Origin of the sequence: Arenibacter flavimaris, from assembly GCF_030291335.1 — a bacterium.
GTDB lineage: Bacteria > Bacteroidota > Bacteroidia > Flavobacteriales > Flavobacteriaceae > Arenibacter.
The window spans coordinates 80,822-98,174 of sequence record NZ_JASWIM010000003.1; the positions used below are offsets into that span (position 1 = coordinate 80,822).

The 17,353-nt window shown below is 40.5% G+C and carries 9 protein-coding genes; 2 read left to right on the forward strand and 7 right to left on the reverse strand.

Features of this window, described 5'->3' with window-relative positions; translation table 11 throughout:
* The first annotated feature begins 3 nt into the window (after positions 1–3).
* On the forward strand, positions 4–3,708 hold the full coding sequence (locus QSE00_RS03665; protein WP_286104898.1) for a metallophosphoesterase: 3,705 nt from the start codon (positions 4–6) through the stop codon (positions 3,706–3,708).
* 28 nt (positions 3,709–3,736) lie between these two features.
* Here QSE00_RS03665 and QSE00_RS03670 read toward each other — a convergent pair whose 3' ends face one another.
* The 6 genes from QSE00_RS03670 to QSE00_RS03695 all read right to left on the reverse strand — a co-directional run bounded on the left by QSE00_RS03670 (position 3,737) and on the right by QSE00_RS03695 (position 14,037).
* A complete protein-coding gene (locus QSE00_RS03670; protein WP_110354621.1) occupies positions 3,737–4,597 on the reverse strand; it encodes a hypothetical protein in 861 nt (286 codons plus the stop codon).
* 66 nt (positions 4,598–4,663) lie between these two features.
* Complete coding sequence (locus QSE00_RS03675; RefSeq protein WP_286104899.1) at positions 4,664–5,560, reverse strand: AraC family transcriptional regulator; 897 nt, start codon at positions 5,558–5,560, stop codon at positions 4,664–4,666.
* A gap of 53 nt (positions 5,561–5,613) precedes the next feature.
* Complete coding sequence (locus QSE00_RS03680; RefSeq protein ID WP_286104900.1) at positions 5,614–6,960, reverse strand: vanadium-dependent haloperoxidase; 1,347 nt, start codon at positions 6,958–6,960, stop codon at positions 5,614–5,616.
* 80 nt (positions 6,961–7,040) lie between these two features.
* Entirely contained in the window at positions 7,041–10,289 is a 3,249-nt protein-coding gene (locus QSE00_RS03685; RefSeq protein ID WP_286104901.1) for a VCBS repeat-containing protein, read from the reverse strand.
* Complete coding sequence (locus tag QSE00_RS03690; RefSeq protein ID WP_286104902.1) at positions 10,282–13,638, reverse strand: VCBS repeat-containing protein; 3,357 nt, start codon at positions 13,636–13,638, stop codon at positions 10,282–10,284. Before QSE00_RS03690 ends, QSE00_RS03685 begins: the two co-directional genes overlap by 8 nt.
* Before the next feature lie 48 nt (positions 13,639–13,686).
* The gene (locus tag QSE00_RS03695) at positions 13,687–14,037 is read right to left on the reverse strand and encodes a hypothetical protein (protein WP_286104903.1); all 351 of its coding nucleotides are present in this window, start codon (positions 14,035–14,037) and stop codon (positions 13,687–13,689) included.
* A gap of 7 nt (positions 14,038–14,044) precedes the next feature.
* Between QSE00_RS03695 and QSE00_RS03700 the strand changes: the two genes are divergently transcribed.
* Positions 14,045–15,697, forward strand: a complete 1,653-nt coding sequence (locus QSE00_RS03700) for a solute:sodium symporter family transporter (protein ID WP_110354804.1) — start codon at positions 14,045–14,047, stop codon at positions 15,695–15,697.
* A 93-nt stretch (positions 15,698–15,790) separates the two neighbouring features.
* Here QSE00_RS03700 and QSE00_RS03705 read toward each other — a convergent pair whose 3' ends face one another.
* A complete protein-coding gene (locus tag QSE00_RS03705; protein ID WP_286104904.1) occupies positions 15,791–17,347 on the reverse strand; it encodes a RagB/SusD family nutrient uptake outer membrane protein in 1,557 nt (518 codons plus the stop codon).
* Positions 17,348–17,353 lie beyond the last annotated feature (6 nt).

Here is a 17,353-nt window from a genome sequence, read left to right on the forward strand (position 1 = left end):
TACATGAGGAAACATTCCCTAATAATAGTAATACTTTTTCTATTGGTTGGCTGCGCCACATATAAAACAAAATATACGGAAGATGCCATTGGAAGGAATATTTCCAGCAACAGCGAATTACTACATACTTTTTATCTGATCGGGGATGCTGGGAAATCTGCCATGGATGACAAGAGCGAAGCTCTACAAGCTTTTCAAATAGCCTTAAAAAAGGCCAACAAGAATAGTACTGCACTCTTCTTGGGCGATAATATCTACCCTGCCGGAATGCCCAAAAAGGATTCCAGCAAAGCCTATCTGGAAGCTAAAAACAACATGGATGCACAACTGGAGACCTTGGCCCAATTTAAGGGGAACCCTATATTCATTCCTGGAAACCATGATTGGTACAGTGAAGGTTTGGAAGGCTTGGAAAGGCAACAAAAATATATTCAGAAAAAATTGGATAGCAAAGAGGTCTTTTTTCCTGAAGATGGGTGTCCTATAGAGAAAATAAACATCAATGACAAAATTGTCCTCATAGCCATTGATACGGAATGGTACTTGACCAATTGGGACAAACACCCCAATATGAACGACAAATGCGATATAAAGGATAGGGAAACATTTTTTGAGGAATTGGAAAGTCTTATCAAAAAAAACAGGGACAAGACTACCATTTTGGCCTTACATCATCCCATGTTCAGCTACGGGCCCCACGGCGGACAGTATTCGGCCAAACTTCATTTAAACCCTGCAGGCGGAAAATTTCCCTTCCCTGTTCTGGGTTCCTTTGCAAACCTAATTAGAAAAACCAGTGGTGCCTCCTATGCCGATCTACAGAATAAGAGATATATGGAATTAAGAAATCGTCTGGTCACCATAGCACAGTATTCGCAGAAAGTAATATTGACATCGGGACACGAACATACACTTCAATATATAGTGGAGGACAACACCCCCCAGATCATAAGTGGTTCAGGGGCCAAAGAAGGGGCTACCAGATTATTGAACGGCTCTAAATTCTCTACAGGAAGAATGGGTTTTGCAGAATTAAAGGTGTACAATGATGGCTCTTCCGAAGTAAATTATTTTGGAGTCGGGGAAAATAATAATCCCGACCTTCTATTTTCCACCCAGGTACTTCCCCCGGATAGAAAAGAGAATTACGTGTTTAACGAAAAAGATTTCCCAAAGGAGGTAAAAGCATCTGTTTACTCCAAGCAAGCCATTAAAAAAAGTAAATTTTTCAAAACTATTTGGGGCGATAGGTATAGGGATTACTACGCTAAGGAAGTGAATGCCCCTAGCCTTAGGCTGGATACTATGTACGGAGGGTTAAAACCTGTCCGTAAAGGCGGGGGCAACCAATCCAAATCCTTGAGATTATCCGATAAAAATGGGAAGGAATACGTAATGAGGGCCGTTAAAAAGAGTGCCGAGGTGTACCTACAGGCTATGGCTTTTAAAGAAAAATATGTAATTGGGGAATTCAAGGGAACTTATACGGAAGATCTTCTAATGGATTTTTATACCGGGGCCCTGCCGTATGGCCTTCTTACCGTGGGAGAACTTTCAGATGCAATAGATCTCTACCATACCAACCCCCAATTGTACTACATCCCAAAACAACAGGCCTTAGCAGAATTTAATGGGGAATTTGGGGATGAACTTTACATATTGGAAGAACAGGTAGGCGATGGTCATGGGGATTTGGGCAGTTTTGGTTATGCCAATAAAATTGAAAGTACCTGGGACATGATCGATAAAATTAAACGGGACGAAAAATATGTAGTCAATACTGATAGATACTTAAGGACCCGCTTGTTCGATATGGTAATGGGTGATTGGGATAGGCATGACGATCAATGGCGTTGGGGCGAAGTCAAGGATAAGGAAACGGGGAAGATAATTTTTGAGGCCATCCCTAGGGATAGGGACCAGGTGTATTCCATTTGGGGAGATGGGGCCCTGATGGGTATTGCCACAAGAATAATCCCAGCCCTACAAATGATGGAAGGTTTTAATAATGACATAAGAAATGTGGAGGCCTTTAACAAGAGTGCCTACGGACTGGATGTAACCTTATTGGCCGAAACCACAAAAGCAGATTGGGAAAAGGAGGTCCGTTTTATTCAGCAAAACCTAACCCCCGCTGCAATAGACAAAGCATTTAGGGCCATGCCCCAAGAAATCTTGGATGAAAATATTCTTGACTTAAAAAATATACTTATAGCCAGGATCAAGAACCTTCCGAAAATTGCAGATGATTACTTTTTGGCACTTAACAAATATGTTGTCATAAAAGGTACCGATAAGGACGATTGGTTCGAAATTAAAAATTTGTCCCAGCAAGAAGTGGAGATCAAGGCTTTTAGAAACATAGACGAAAAAAAAGCTAAGCTATTCTTTCATAAGAAATTCAACCACAGTATCACCAAGGAAATCTGGATTTACGGCCTGGATGACGATGATATTTTTGAAGTGGTCGGTACCAAGGGCAACAAGATCAAAATTAGACTTATCGGCGGACAAAACAACGATGTTTATGATATCACCGAGGGCAGCAATACTTGGATTTACGACCATAGATCCAAAAAAAACACGTTTAAGAATATTAAGGGAGCAAGGCTAAGACTTACCAACGATTACGAAACCAACACTTATCAACCGCTTAAGCTTAGGAACAGCACACGTCAGATAATACCTACCCTTGGATTTAATCCTGATGATGGAATGAAATTAGGTTTTAACGCTACCAACACCTTTTATGGATTACGACAAAACCCTTTTACAACCCAACACAATTACAATGCTGCCTATTATTTTGCCACCAACGGTTTCGAATTGGGCTACAAAGGAGAGTTTGCACACATTTTGGATAACTGGAATTTGGAATTGGCTGCCCGTTTTACCAGCCCCAATTTTAGCATTAACTTTTTTGGAATCGGGAATGAGACCGAAAATTTCGACGACACTTTGGAGATGGATTACAATAGGGTGAAAATTCAAAACCTACGTTTTTCGCCCTCCTTGATTTGGCGAGGACAGCTAGGGGCAAAATTCAGAACTGGCATTTCCTTGGAAAGTCTGGAAGTGGAAGAAACTGAAGATAGGTTTGTGAACACCTTCTACCAAGCCAATGGAGAAGAGAACAGAAACAGTTTTATTGGAGTAGATGCGGAATACAACTATGAAAATTTAGACAATGCCGCCTTCCCTACCATAGGAATGGCCACGGGATTACAGATGGGATACAAGGCCAGTTTGGAGAACAAGGGGCAGGCCTATGCCTATATTGTTCCATGTCTTTCCTTTGATCATAAATTAGTATCCAATGGCAAATTGGTCCTCGCCACTAGATGGAAAGCCCATTTTAATTTAGGGAACGATTACGAATTTTACCAAGCAGCCAGCATTGGCGGGATAGATGGGCTAAGAGGTTTTAGAAATCAACGATTTTCCGGCAAGACCAGTTATTACCAAAACACAGACTTAAGATATAGCCTTAAAAGTCTAAAAACAGGATTATTACCTGTTACCGTGGGGATATATGGTGGTTTTGATTATGGCAGGGTCTGGACCCCCAACGAAAATTCCGATCTATGGCACACCTCATACGGCGGAGGGGTTTTTCTTAACGGCGCGGATGTGATGACAGCAAGGGTAGCCTTGTTCAACAGTGTTGACGGCCCAAGATTTTCCTTCGGCCTTGGTTTTGGGTTCTAATGCAGTACTGTAAGTTTTTGCAATCGGTTTAGTTGTCCAACACAAAAGAATATAAATTTCTTCCAGTTTTCCCTGACTCCTCATCCGATAGCAGTATGGTGCCGTTATTGATAAAAGAAACGGATTCCAATTGCGTATAGACACCCAAGTCTATTGTTTTTAGCGTCCCACTATCAAAGAAATTATCCAAAACAAAATCTGTAAACACCCATAAAGTGCCATTGCCCAACAACACTATGGTCTTACCATCAGGAGAAATGTCGGCAGAGGTTATCTGCCCGTTTACTTTTCCTTTTGGAGGAACAAACGACCCTAAATATTGGGCTTTGTGTTTACCTTCCTCTGCAGGTACTTTGTACAATAAAGCTTCCCCGTTAAAAGGTTGCGTCCTATTCTTGGTTACGATATAGAAGTTGCTATCGCAATAAAAAAATGACTCTGCATCAAAGAGCAATTTGCTCTTTTTTGGAGGAAAGTCTTTTTGTTCAGGATAATTAAATTCAATCTTTACCGCTTCAATATTATCTCCCTCCTCGGCATTGGGATCGGGAATTTTATAAATGGCCAAATTCTTCCTGTCGTTGCTATTATTGCCAAAATCCCCTATAAATACATTGCCGTTTTCATCCCTAGCCATATCTTCCCAATCGTGATTTTTGGCATTCTTAACTTTTAATTCCCTTATTAGATCTCCCTCATAATTCACTTGATAAATTTTATCCGGATTACCTCTATCCAGGACGAACCAAACCGTTGAATCCTTGGCAGGGACCATACCCGAATTCTCCGTTAATTTATGGGGAAGTTTGGTTACATAGGTCAATTGTCCATAATTACTGGCACAGCTAACCATGGTTCCCCAAAGCAACAGTAACAGGTATTTTTTCATCCCAATAAAAATTTAATTATTTTGGTGGGCAGCCAGCATTTTAATCCTGCTCATCCTTATTTCCTTTTATTCTTTGAGGGGCATATAAATTTCGGCTATCCAGTCCAGTTCGTTTCCCCCAAAATTTGGATTGCTAAAAAATACTTCAACAGGTCTTTCCCACACCTCCATTCCTTTCCTTTTGGCGTAGTCCAATAAGGCGTACCATGCACGGTCAGAAGTAATATAATTTCCGTTATAAGTAGCTTTTAGCCCCCTTACTCCCTCAAATTTCTTATATTTTATTAAATCATTTTCCGGTAGGCTATCACTTTTGATAATTGGATAACAAAAATTATAGGAAACGCTGTCTACCTTTCTATTCCAGTTGGTAATTTCCAAAAATGGCCTACCATTTAATTCCACATTATTATCTACAAGCACAGTACTTAAAATGGGATAATTTTGCATCATTCCCTTTGCTTTTCCCAACTGTGAAACCTTTATTGGGATATAGGCACAATAGGTATCGGGAAGATGTTGTACAGAATCCAAAACGGTAACCTTAAATCTTTCCAAATGCTCCTTTAGCATATTGTTGAAGTCCAAAATGGTACTTTTGGTCCTTTTTTCAAAACCCGTATCGAAAAACGGAATTTTAATTCTATTCGCCACGCTATGATCTACATCCTTTATAAATACCTTTAACTTTGTGATAGAATCATTAAGTGGAGTTATTTTCCATTGATATTGAAATATAGAATCATTGAACTTTAATTGCTGATCAATATTCAAAAAATCCTGCTCCTGTAATAGCACAGTATTTTTATTGGTCTTGCCCCATAATTTTATACTCTGATTAATGGTACCGGGAAAGGTCTTGGATATAATGGATACCGAATAGTCATAAGGCTTTACAAACAGATACCAGAGCAATGGCCCCAGAAGAAGGAAAGCTGCGAAATAAACAATTTTGTTTCTCACTAATTGTAATTTTTTAAACCTGCAAAAAATTGCTGTGAACCGAGTCGAAAAAACTACTTGGACACCAAAGCTTTGTTCCCGGTCATTTCCAGTTTATTTACAATAAATTTGCCCAAATCCCTACCTTGTCCTACTCCTACTTCCACTGCTGCCCTATAATGAATACCTCCGTACATTCTACTTATGGCGGCTTCATCTGCAGCCTGGTTAAAGGAGGTAAAACTTCTTATAGGGAGGCCATAGGGTATTTCGGTATCGTCGTCAAACGCAAAACTATCCCCAAAAATACTTGTCAAGGCAGTAGCTGCCGCTCCTGAGACCACAGAATGTCCACTGGTGTACTCTGGAAATGGTGGTGTTTGCAACACTGGTGCCCAGTTTTCATCTATATACTGATTTATCACGGTTTCCGGACGTATTAAATTAGAGCGATATTTTTCGTCCCAACAGCTTATAAAGGCATCTGCTATGGCCATTGAAGTTTTGGTATAGGCAAATACTGTTTTGTCAAAATCCGAGTTTGTTTTCTCACAAGCAATTTTGGTAATCCCGATCCAATGGGCCCCTGGGGTAATCTTTTTGGTTGCGAACATTAAATGGCCCCTGGTCACTGAGACATAGGGATTACAATCCCAAAATTTTGCAATGGCTATCTCTTCCGAACTATCCCCCTTGGCGGTAATCTCTTGACTAATATCATACACCTCCTTTACTTCCCTGTAAAAATCAGATTCTTTATCCATGGAAAATACCGGAGGTGGAGCGGGCACAAATTGATTGGCCGAGTCGATAACAAAGGGCCTTATTTTACTCCAATGAGGCTCTATACCATCCATATATGCAGGCGGGGTGGGCTGCCAACGTGAATCATCGTCGGTATTAATGGTAAACTTGGGCATGGTTCTGGTCTGCTTGTAATTATCCTTGTCCAACCAATCCCCAATATGCTTTGCCACGGCCAAACCATATTCCTCCGAGTTCTTAAACATTGTCAAGTTTTTATCTTGCCAATTTGCATACAAACTATCTCTATGTACCTCCATCTTATCCTCGGAAAATATTAAACGCTTGCTAATTTCCATATGTGCAATTAGGGCCGCCATTTGATAATTGATAGGCTTATCCTCCGCTGGGAGCGGTATGGGGGTCAAATCGGTTACCTGCCCTACCAATGATTTATAATCACTATTGTTAAGGGCCACAATTTCATAGGCCGCTATATTGGGGTAGGCGAAAATTCTACTAGCTACCGGGGGTGAAAAAATATCGTGGATCATAACCTCCGTAACCTTATGGATAGACCCATGGAGATCTTGGGATGTAATAACTATTGGCTCCTCTTTTTCGTTACACGATATGACAACTGCAAATAATAGAAATAATCTTAAAAATAGTTTCATTTTAACTTTTTTGTCCATATAATACATAGATTGCTATTAATCCAAGGCCCACATAAAAAGGGATAGACCAATTTAAATTTTTATTCCCCAAATTCATACACCTGGGCCTTATCATTATTAAAAGTAACCAGGAGGTAGGTTTTACCGTTTAAATCTATCGTATTCAAATGTCTAACGGATTTAAGTTCCAATTCAAGGCCCAATTTATTACCCAAAATTACATTATTTTTATCCTTTATCAAGGCTCCGGAGAAAGAATCCAACCTCCCGTGATATGGCTTGATCCCAAAATAGTTCCCAGCTGCCAGAATTTCCGTATTCCCATCTTTATCAAAATCATACTCTATAAAGGCCTTTATTGGTGCAAGCTGTAATTCCGATTTGAAGGGAACAAATGAATATTTCCCTCCATTATTCTCTAAATATCCGGATTCTAGCGTATTTACTTCCAGAACGTCACAATTGGCAAGGGAATTTTTGTCTAGTATATTTTCTATAGATGTTCCTGCAAAGGATTTATAGGTCAAAAATTTCTTTCGTAAGCCAACCATTTGGGCCGATAATTCGTCCAATCCTTCCAAGGGATAATATTTGCCGTTTTTTTCAGTAGCTACGATAGTTTCTGTACTTCCATTCTGGTCAAAATCCGAATAGAACATTTTCATTGGATATTTATCCGAAGCCTTAAATTTGGTATTGTTCCCCCAATTCCCCAGTAAATAATCCAAGTCTCCGTCCTTATCGATATCAAAGGGTATTATACATTCCCAGAGTCCATTATAAGTTCGGTCCAAAAGTGAAACTTCCATTAATTGTCCTTTGTTGTTCTTAAAGAATTTTGGAGACATCCATTCCCCAACTACTATTAAATCCAAGACCCCGTCATTGTCAAAATCGGTCCAGACGGCATCGGTGACCATCCCTACCTTTTGCAGTTCCTTATTTTCTACCGCGGTGAACCTACCTTTGTCATTCCTTAACAAAAAGGAATTGGGGATATTACCAAAATCATTGGTTATGGCATTATTGCCAATAAACAAATCCAAATCCCCGTCATTGTCAAAATCACCTTCCCGTATTATGGCTGCATTTTCAAAATATCGGGGCAACATACCAGGCTCAAAACCTGTAGTGGTTTGAATGTAATAACTATCTGCCAAAGGAGGCATTTCGTCATAAAAATCCCCGCCTCCGGTTCCTATGGCAAGATCGGCCATCCCATCATTGTCCAGGTCGGCTATTACTGCAGTGACATCCTCCTTTATGGAATCGTTGGCAATAGTCGCTATTCTTTTTTCCAAATAGGTAGTATCGCCTTGTAAATATATTCTGGAGGGAATGTATTTGGACCCACCAAAGAAAATATCTTTTTTCCCATCGTTATTTAAGTCTCCAATGGCCAATGCCGGACCACGATCTGAGATTTGATAGGGAATCAATTTTTGCCTGTTGATATCCAGATAATTATCTTCCACATGAGTGAAATTTATTCCCAAGTTATCATCAAGCTTATTGAACATCTTCTTGGAAGAAGGCTTAAGGGAACTATAATTGAAGGGTTTTGTGTTTTCTGGGGAAATAACCAAGGTCTGATTGGTGGCCACTTCTTTTAAGACTTGAAAGGTTCTATTTGGCCAAATTATTTTTAGGGAATCTATTCTAATCTCCTCCCCAAAACCGAAATGGATTATAGGTTCGGAAGAGGCCTGGAATCCCCGAACGGTATAGAGTTCCTTGTACTGCAATTTCCCATTTACATAGGCAAAAGCTTTGGTGCCTATACCAAATTTGTTCTGCGCTGTATAATTAAACCTAAGCTTTAAATAATTGGCCTTGGTATCCGTTTTGTTGATGTACAGTGCCACTGCAGTATTAAGCGTATTGGTTACCAGATCCAAATCCCCATCATTGTCCAAATCGGCCATGGCCGTTGCGCCTGAAATTAGGGTATCCTTGACTGCCCAAATACCGGACATATCCTTATACTTCATATCCTCACCGCCTTTAAAAACATAATTATGCGTTACTCCGGAAGGCATCATATCTATGGCCTGCTGGTCCACAAGTTTGGTATTGTTGAGCTTATTTTTTATTTGTTCGTCCGAAGCGAATTTTATAAAATCCAGATCGTTGGGTCTTTTGGGTATACCATTGGAAATAAAAATATCCTGTTCCCCATCTTGGTCATAATCGCCGAAAAGTGCACTCCAACTCCAATCTGTAGCCGCAATTCCGCTTTGTATCGCTGTTTCGGAATAAGGTGCGTCATGCTGGTTTACAAACAACATGTTCCTGGAATACTGATAATGGTACCCAAAACGGGCTACCCGCAATATTTGGGTTTGGGTGAGATCATCGCCTTCGGAAGACTTCAGTACCTTTTCATCTTCAGGAAGCATATCCAAAGAAATGATATCTGGCCAACCATCATGGTTAATATCTGCTACGTCATTGCCCATGGAAAATTTGGTGGTATGTCCAAAAAAACTGCGCAATTGTTCTGAAAATGTACCGTCGCCATTGTTCGTGTAATAATAATCATCCTCATGAAAATCGTTCCCAACATAGATATCCGGATATCCATCCTGATTAAAATCGGCTATGGCAATGCCCAGTCCATATCCATTGGCGCCACCGTAAATACCTGCTTCTTCGCTAACATCTACAAAAACACCTCCATCATTCCGCAGTAGCCTGTCCCCAGACTGTGTATTTCTCTTTTTCCTTACTTCGGCCTTTCCGTAAGATTCTTGGGTATGTACGGCATGATTGAGTAGGTACATATCCAAATCCCCGTCCAAATCATAATCCAACAAGGCCGCGGAACTACTATACGTATCAAAATCCAATCCAAATTCGGCGGAGCTTTCCGTAAAAGTAGTATCCCCATTATTTATATAAAGCTCATTATGTCCATTAAAGCCATTAATCCCCACTACCGCACAGACGTAAATATCCATAAAACCGTCCCCATTTATATCGCCCATGATTGCTCCGGTATTCCAGGTACTTTCCCCAGCAATACCGGCAGTATCCGTAATTTCCCTAAATTTTAGGTTGCCCTCGTTAAGGTATAATTTATTCTCAACTTGGTTCCCGGAAAGAAAAATATCGGGCAATTCGTCCCCATTGATATCCCCAATAGCCACTCCACCTCCATTGTAGAAATACAGATAGTCCAGAATATTCAGGTCATCGGTTTCGGTAACGGTATTCTGAAAGTGGATCCCCGTTTCACTGGGCGATGGATTCCTAAAAATTTCACCCTCCTTTGGTCCACAACCCAAGAGGACTACGGCGACGAAAACATATAAATTACATCTACTCATCCAGCGCAAAAACTTTTGGTTTGTTATCATTAATGGCGGCTATTATGAACCGTTTGCCATGGCTATCCTGAAACTGTTCAATATGCTTCACTTCCTCTTTTATTAAAAACCCGCTTTCATCGTACGATTGCCATTTAAAATCCAATTTTTCATTTCCCAAAAGTACACTCCCAAAATGGGCATCCAGGCGAGAATATTGAGGCTTGAATTCAAAATTATTACCGCCCATAATAAGGTCTACATAGCCATCACCATTAACATCTGTGCAGGTGATTCCACAAACACAGGACAATTGTACACGTCCCGGTAATTTTTTGATGGTAAATTCCCCTCCCCCTTCATTTATTGCTATTACCGATTCCTGTATGGTACCTTCCTTTACTATGGATTTATTGAAAGTTTCGTCAGAAAACAATTCCCCTATCGTTCTTTTCGCATATTCCGAAGCTTTGAGGTTTTGTTTTTTCAAGGCCACCATTTGGGTCGTCAACTCCTTTTTTTGATGAATGGGGTAATCCTTGCCCTCAAAATTGCGAGTGGTAATTTGTTCAATGGTCCCATTATTATCAAAATCATTGACCCATAACTTCATTGGATTTTTCATGGAACAGGAATAGGGTACATTGCTCCCCTGATTTCCCAAAATCAAATCATAATCCCCATCATTGTCCAGGTCTTCTGCACTCACCACATTCCACCATCCGGTTAAACTATCCAATACAGTATTCATCTTGGACATTCTCTTACCGGAGTTCTTATAGATTACCGGTCTTCCCCAATCGGCTACGGTTATTAAATCTTTCTTCTGGTCACCATCCATATCTACCCAAATAGCATCCGTAACCATACCTGCCTGTTTGGTATCGTAAGCTAGACGTTCGGTAGCGTCCGTAAAAGTACCATCTCCGTTATTCTCCAGGAATAAATGGTCAGGATCCAAGCCATAGTTTCCTACAACACTCCTAGACCCAATAAATACGTCCATATCCCCATCATTATCAAAATCGTGGGGTGTAATTACGGCAATATTCTTAAAGGTACTGGGCAAAATTTCAGAGGAAGCTTCAAACCTTCCTTGACCATTATTAATATAGAGTCTTGCCCTATAGAGTTTCTCATCACCCACCTGATTTCCCCCATTACCTACCATAAGGTCCATATCACCATCACCGTCTACATCCAAAAAGGCTGCCGCTGTATCCTCAAGTGCCATATCCTTTTCAAAGGCCTTTTGAAGGGCAGTAGTTAATCTTCCATTGCCATTATGTAGATAGAGTACCCCGGCCTGATTGGCTCCGCCCCCTATAAAAATATCCTCATTACCATCAGCATTTACGTCGGCCACTGCCAAAGCCGGTCCTTCTTGGGATAGCATTTTGGAGATCAGCCCTTCGTAATCAAAATCATTGTAATTATTCTCTTTGTGCACTAAAAGCTTGGAATTGCTCAATTCTTTAAAAAGTGGGTTGGCAATGCTTTTATTATTCGGAACAAATATTTCCTGTGCCTCGGAATTTTTAAGGGTCAGGAACTGATTGGTTTTAATATCGCTGAATTTTTGCGTACGGTCGTCGGGCCAAACCACCTGTAGGGAATCAATGGTGTTATTCTTGCCAAGGCCTATGGTCATTATATAATCCACCGAGGATTGAAACCCTCTGGAAGGCATTAATTCCTGTACTATTACCTGCTTGTCAAAGTAAAGCTTCACGGTAGCTCCAATGGCAAATTTATTCCCATCCTTACCCTCAAACTTTAATTTAAGATAATTGTTCCCTGATTTTTTTTCGCTGTGGTTCTCATATACAAAGGCCTCCATATTAACATTGTTGACCACAATATCCAGATCACCATCATTATCCAAATCACCATATGCCGCTCCATTGGACATACTGGGCAATTCCAGTCCCCAATTTTTGGTTTCATTGGAAAAGGTAATGTCTCCATTGTTCCTATAAGCGTAATTAGGCTGGGGAGCAATGGGCATTTTAGCTATAATGGAATCTATGGATTGTTTCTCTCCTGTGAGTGCCATTTCCTGGATAATTTCATTGGCAAAAAAGTCAACAAAATCCAAGTCTGTCAAATCGTGGTTTATACCATTGGTTATGTAAATATCCTTTAGACCATCATTATCCATATCGAACAAGAGTCCGGCCCAACTCCAATCAGTCTTGGCCACCCCACTGTAATAAGCCACTTCGGAAAACGAATTGTTTCCATTATTCAACTGCAAGGTATTTTGAATATACTGTTGGTAAAAATCCTTGCTCTGTTTTAATTTAAAGACGTTGTAGCCTTCAAACTCCATAACCGATTTCACCCTTTGGTCCCCTTCCGGCAGCATGTCCGTAATAAAGATATCCGCATATCCGTCATTGTTTATATCGGCCATGTCTATACCCATTGCCGACAAACTAAGATGGGAGGTCCATTGTTCAATTTCCTCCTTAAAGGTGCCATCTTTTTGATTTATGTAGAGGTAATCCCTTTCGTAAAAATCATTTGAAACGTAGATATCCGGATATAGATCCCCATTAATATCACTGACCATTACCCCCAGTCCAAAGCCAATTAAACTTCCATAAATACCGGCCTTTTCACTTACATCCACGAAACTGCCGTTGTCATTTCTAAGAAGCATATCACCTACGCCTTTAAAGATATCCGGAACCCCTGCCCAATCCTGGGCCCTTACCTCACGTTGTTCCGCATAACCCAGACTACTTACGGGCACATTACTGTTATTCAGGATATAAGCATCCAGATCCCCGTCCTTATCATAGTCAAAAAACGTGGCATGGGTAGAAAATCCGGTCTTAGCCAAATTATATTCGGCTGCCTTCTCTGTAAAAGTAAGATCGCCATTATTGATATAGAGGTCATTATCATGGTTATTTCCCTCCATGTTACCCGCATTGCTAACATAAAGGTCCAATAATCCGTCGTTATTAATATCCACCATAGTTACCCCTGTAGACCAAGGTTTATTACCTTGCACACCTGCTTTTTCGGAAATATCCTCAAATTGGAGACCTCCTTTGTTCAAATAAAGCTTATTGGGAACCATGTTCCCGGTAAGGTATATATCGGGCAGACCATCGTTATTAATGTCGCCAATCGCCACTCCGCCGCCATTGTAAAAATTTCTATACTTAAAAATATTAAAGTTTTTCTGGTTTACTACCTCGTTAACAAAGTCGATTCCTGTTTTTTCGGAGGCCAATAAGGTGAATAAGGTATCCTCATTAAATTTGCCTTCTTTATCCATTTCCTTTTTGGGAGAACAAGACCCCAACAATAACACTCCCAATAAAATAAGGTTACCCCTTATCATAAATTTCCCCATATATCTTTGTGATTATTTTGAGACAGTCTTAAAATCCATTAAATGAATTTAAGCCCTTTTACTGTTTTTAATTTCAAACCATTTACCGATATTTTTTCCAGCCTGCCACGAAAGGTATGTTCCAAACTGCACAAGGCTTTTTTGAACCTCCATTCCCATGATTAAAAATCGCAATGGAAGCTGGTATCCGAAGGAAAAAACCACCCTTTGATATTCAAGGACAAGATAACTAAAGTTCAATAAATTACAGGTGTAGGCACTGTTAATAATTGATATTTTTTTGCTCTTTGCCGATAGAATTTTGATACACCCCCTAGGTGTTTTTGTGATAAAGTAAATATACATGCCAGATATTATAAATAATCCAATATATTTAGCCCTACAATCTATTAAATACAATCATAAAATGTTAGGAATTCTTTCTTTCGTAGGCTTTACCCTATTAGTGGCCCTAATTGCCTATTTGGCTACCCGAAAAACTGATGAAAGTTCCTCCGACGGCTACTTTTTGGGTGGTCGAAGTCTCACCGCTGGAGTAATCGCTGGTTCTTTACTTTTAACAAATCTTTCCACGGAACAAATAGTAGGTCTTAACGGCAGTGCCTATACCGATGGCCTATCGGTAATGGCCTGGGAGACATTGGCAGCAATTGCCATGGTAGTTACGGCGGTTTTTCTATTGCCAAGATATTTAAAGGGGGGGCTTACCACCATTCCCCAATTTTTGGCAAAAAGATTTGATGTAACTACCAAGACCATCACTTCAGGCCTGTTTTTAACTGGCTATGTGGTAGTACTTTTACCCGTTATTTTATATTCAGGATCGGTGGCCATCAGTGGTATGTTCAATGTTCCCGAACTTTTGGGCGTATCCGAAACTTCGGCCTTGGTAATTTGTATTTGGGGGATAGGAATCATAGGTTCCATATATGCGGTTTTTGGAGGTTTAAAGGCGGTGGCCGTTTCTGACAGTATTAATGCTGTTGGCCTAATCATTGGTGGAATCCTAATACCTATTTTTGGATTGATGGCCATTGGGGACGGCAATATGTTTACAGGTCTTGACAATTTAATTACATCGGATGCCGCACGATTTGACTCTACCGGTGAAGCGGGACAGGAAGTACCATTTTCAACCATTTTCACTGGGATGATGTTGGTACAACTTTTTTATTGGGGCACCAACCAACAAATTATACAAAGGGCCTTGGGGGCCAAAAATTTGGCCGAGGGCCAGAAGGGATTATTATTGGCCTCTTTTCTTAAGATTCTGGGACCCTTAATTTTAGTATTGCCAGGAATGATCGCCTATTATTATTTTGACGGCGGTTTGGCTTCAAGTGACCTTGCCTATCCAGAATTGGTCCGTGCCGTGTTGCCAAAACCTTTGGTCGGTTTTTTTGCAGCTGTATTGTTCGGGGCTATTTTAAGTTCCTTTAACAGTGTGCTCAACAGTTCGGTTACCTTGTTCGGAATTGATATATACAAACAGCACATAAATAAGGAGGCCTCTGAAAAAATAGTGGTTAAATACGGAAAGATTTTTGGCATTTGTTTGGCTTTGGCTGCCATGTTCATTGCTCCAATGATAGCCAATGCCGGAAGTTTGTTCAATTACCTGCAGGAGATAAACGGCATATACAGTATTCCAATTTTCACCATTATTGTAGTGGGGTATTTAACCAAGAGGGTCCCAGCCATTGCTGCTAAAATTGGCATCTTTTCCGGATCATTGTTATACATTCTAAGTCAGTTTGTTCTCAAGGGCCAGTTCGTAGAAAGTGCCTTGGAATCGGCCAAGGCCTCTGGCATTACGGACCCTGCCGCCTTGAAATTAATAGAAGCCGATGCGTATCCACACTTTTTGCACATCATGGCCATTCTGTTTGTAACCAATGCAGCCATCATGCTTCTAATTGGAAAGTTGTATCCTAGAAAAGAAGCCTTTGAATTGGAATACACCCAACAGGTTTCCATTGAACCTTATAAATATGTAAACCATATTGGGATTGCCATTTGTATTATAGTTGTTGGGATTTATATTTATTTTGCCAAATAATTATCATAACAATAGGGCTGAAACCTTTACCACATAAAAAGAGGGCTGTTCACTTGAACAGCCCTCTTTTATAAAAAAACCTAAACTAAATTTTTAATATCCCGGGTTCTGTACCAAATTAGGATTGGAAAGCAGTGCGGTTTCCGGTATTGGGAAAAGATTCATATTGGGATCCCCACTTACCTCCTTTAAGCCCCAAGGAGCCGTAAATTTATCAAATCGAACCAAATCGTTCCTTCTCCAAAATTCTATATAAAGCTCCCTTCCGCGCTCGGCCAGTAGTACGTCCTCCGTAACACTGGGCAAATCAGGGGTATTGGTCCTAGCTTGACGCAATTCATTGACCATTGAAGTAACATCCTCCCCCATACGCATCATGGCCTCGGCCTTCATCAAGTGGGCGTCGGAATATCTAAAAAGAATTTGGTGCTTTCTAAAGGAGTTAATTTCTCCCCCGTCATTTGGGTGGTATTTAAGAATTCTGACACCGTCAGCTTCGCCATTTCCTACCAAAGAGGTCAACTCTTTTTTCAATATTAGATCGCCTCCCTGCCTATTTTTCAATTTAGTACCGTCTTCATTGTACTGTTGATTGATTAAAAAGCCATACCCAAGACCTAAATTAATATTATCGGCATTGGAAGCATCCGGTACCCAACCTCTTCTTTCTTCCTGGCCATCGCCCACATAATTGCTATTGGGATCACCTTCAAAAGAGTCATAGAATTCGGCCAAGGTAGAAAATCCGTTCCAACCACCACCTGTATTATCGGGTGAGTTCATGTTGTAATGCAGACTATTCCAAATCCTCCCCCCAATATCACTGTTCAAATAGAAAATAGTCTCAATATCATCAGAGGATTCGAATATTTGAAAATACCCCGTCTCTATCCCAAAGCCCAAATCCGCTATATCGTCAACAGCATCTATTACCTTTTGCATATTGGCATTATCAACTGCACTACCATTATAGATATGGGAGTTTAAATATAATTTGGCCATAAGAAAATTAGCCGCCGCCTTTGTAGCAGTTCCCGTATTGGCAGTACCTGGGCTACCATCGGGCAAGCCCGGCAATGCTGCCAATAAATCTGACTCCACAAAGCTAAAAGCCTCACTCCTGGCCAATACCTTTGGATTAACTTCAGGGCCTTCATCCACTTCCCTAAAGGGAACGGATCCAAAAAAGTCCATTAAAAAAAACATATTGAAGGCCCTTAGATATTTGGCTTCCGCCATTACTGCGGCATCCGGATTACTCTCTATAATCTCCGAAGCCCTAAATACATTCTGATTTAAATTGTTCCAGGCATTTTTAATAAACAAATGCGCAGGGGTCCAAGTATGGGTATGCAACTGTCTCCAGATCCCATTATCGCCCCAGTCGGTTCCACGTGTGGGTATCAACAGCTCATCCGTAGTAACTTCGGACATTGCGTACATGTTTTCCTGAGATGCAAAATCGCCCCCCACTTTGTTATAAAGGTCACTAAGAGAGGAGGCCGGATTGGCCACTGGTGTAAAACCGCCACCGGTTGCCTTACTAATTATCGAATCCGTTTCTTCTATCTCCAGATTGGTACAGGCAACAAGACCTACCAGTACAAATACGGAGCCGAAAACGGGTTTCATATATTTTTGAATGTTCATAATGCT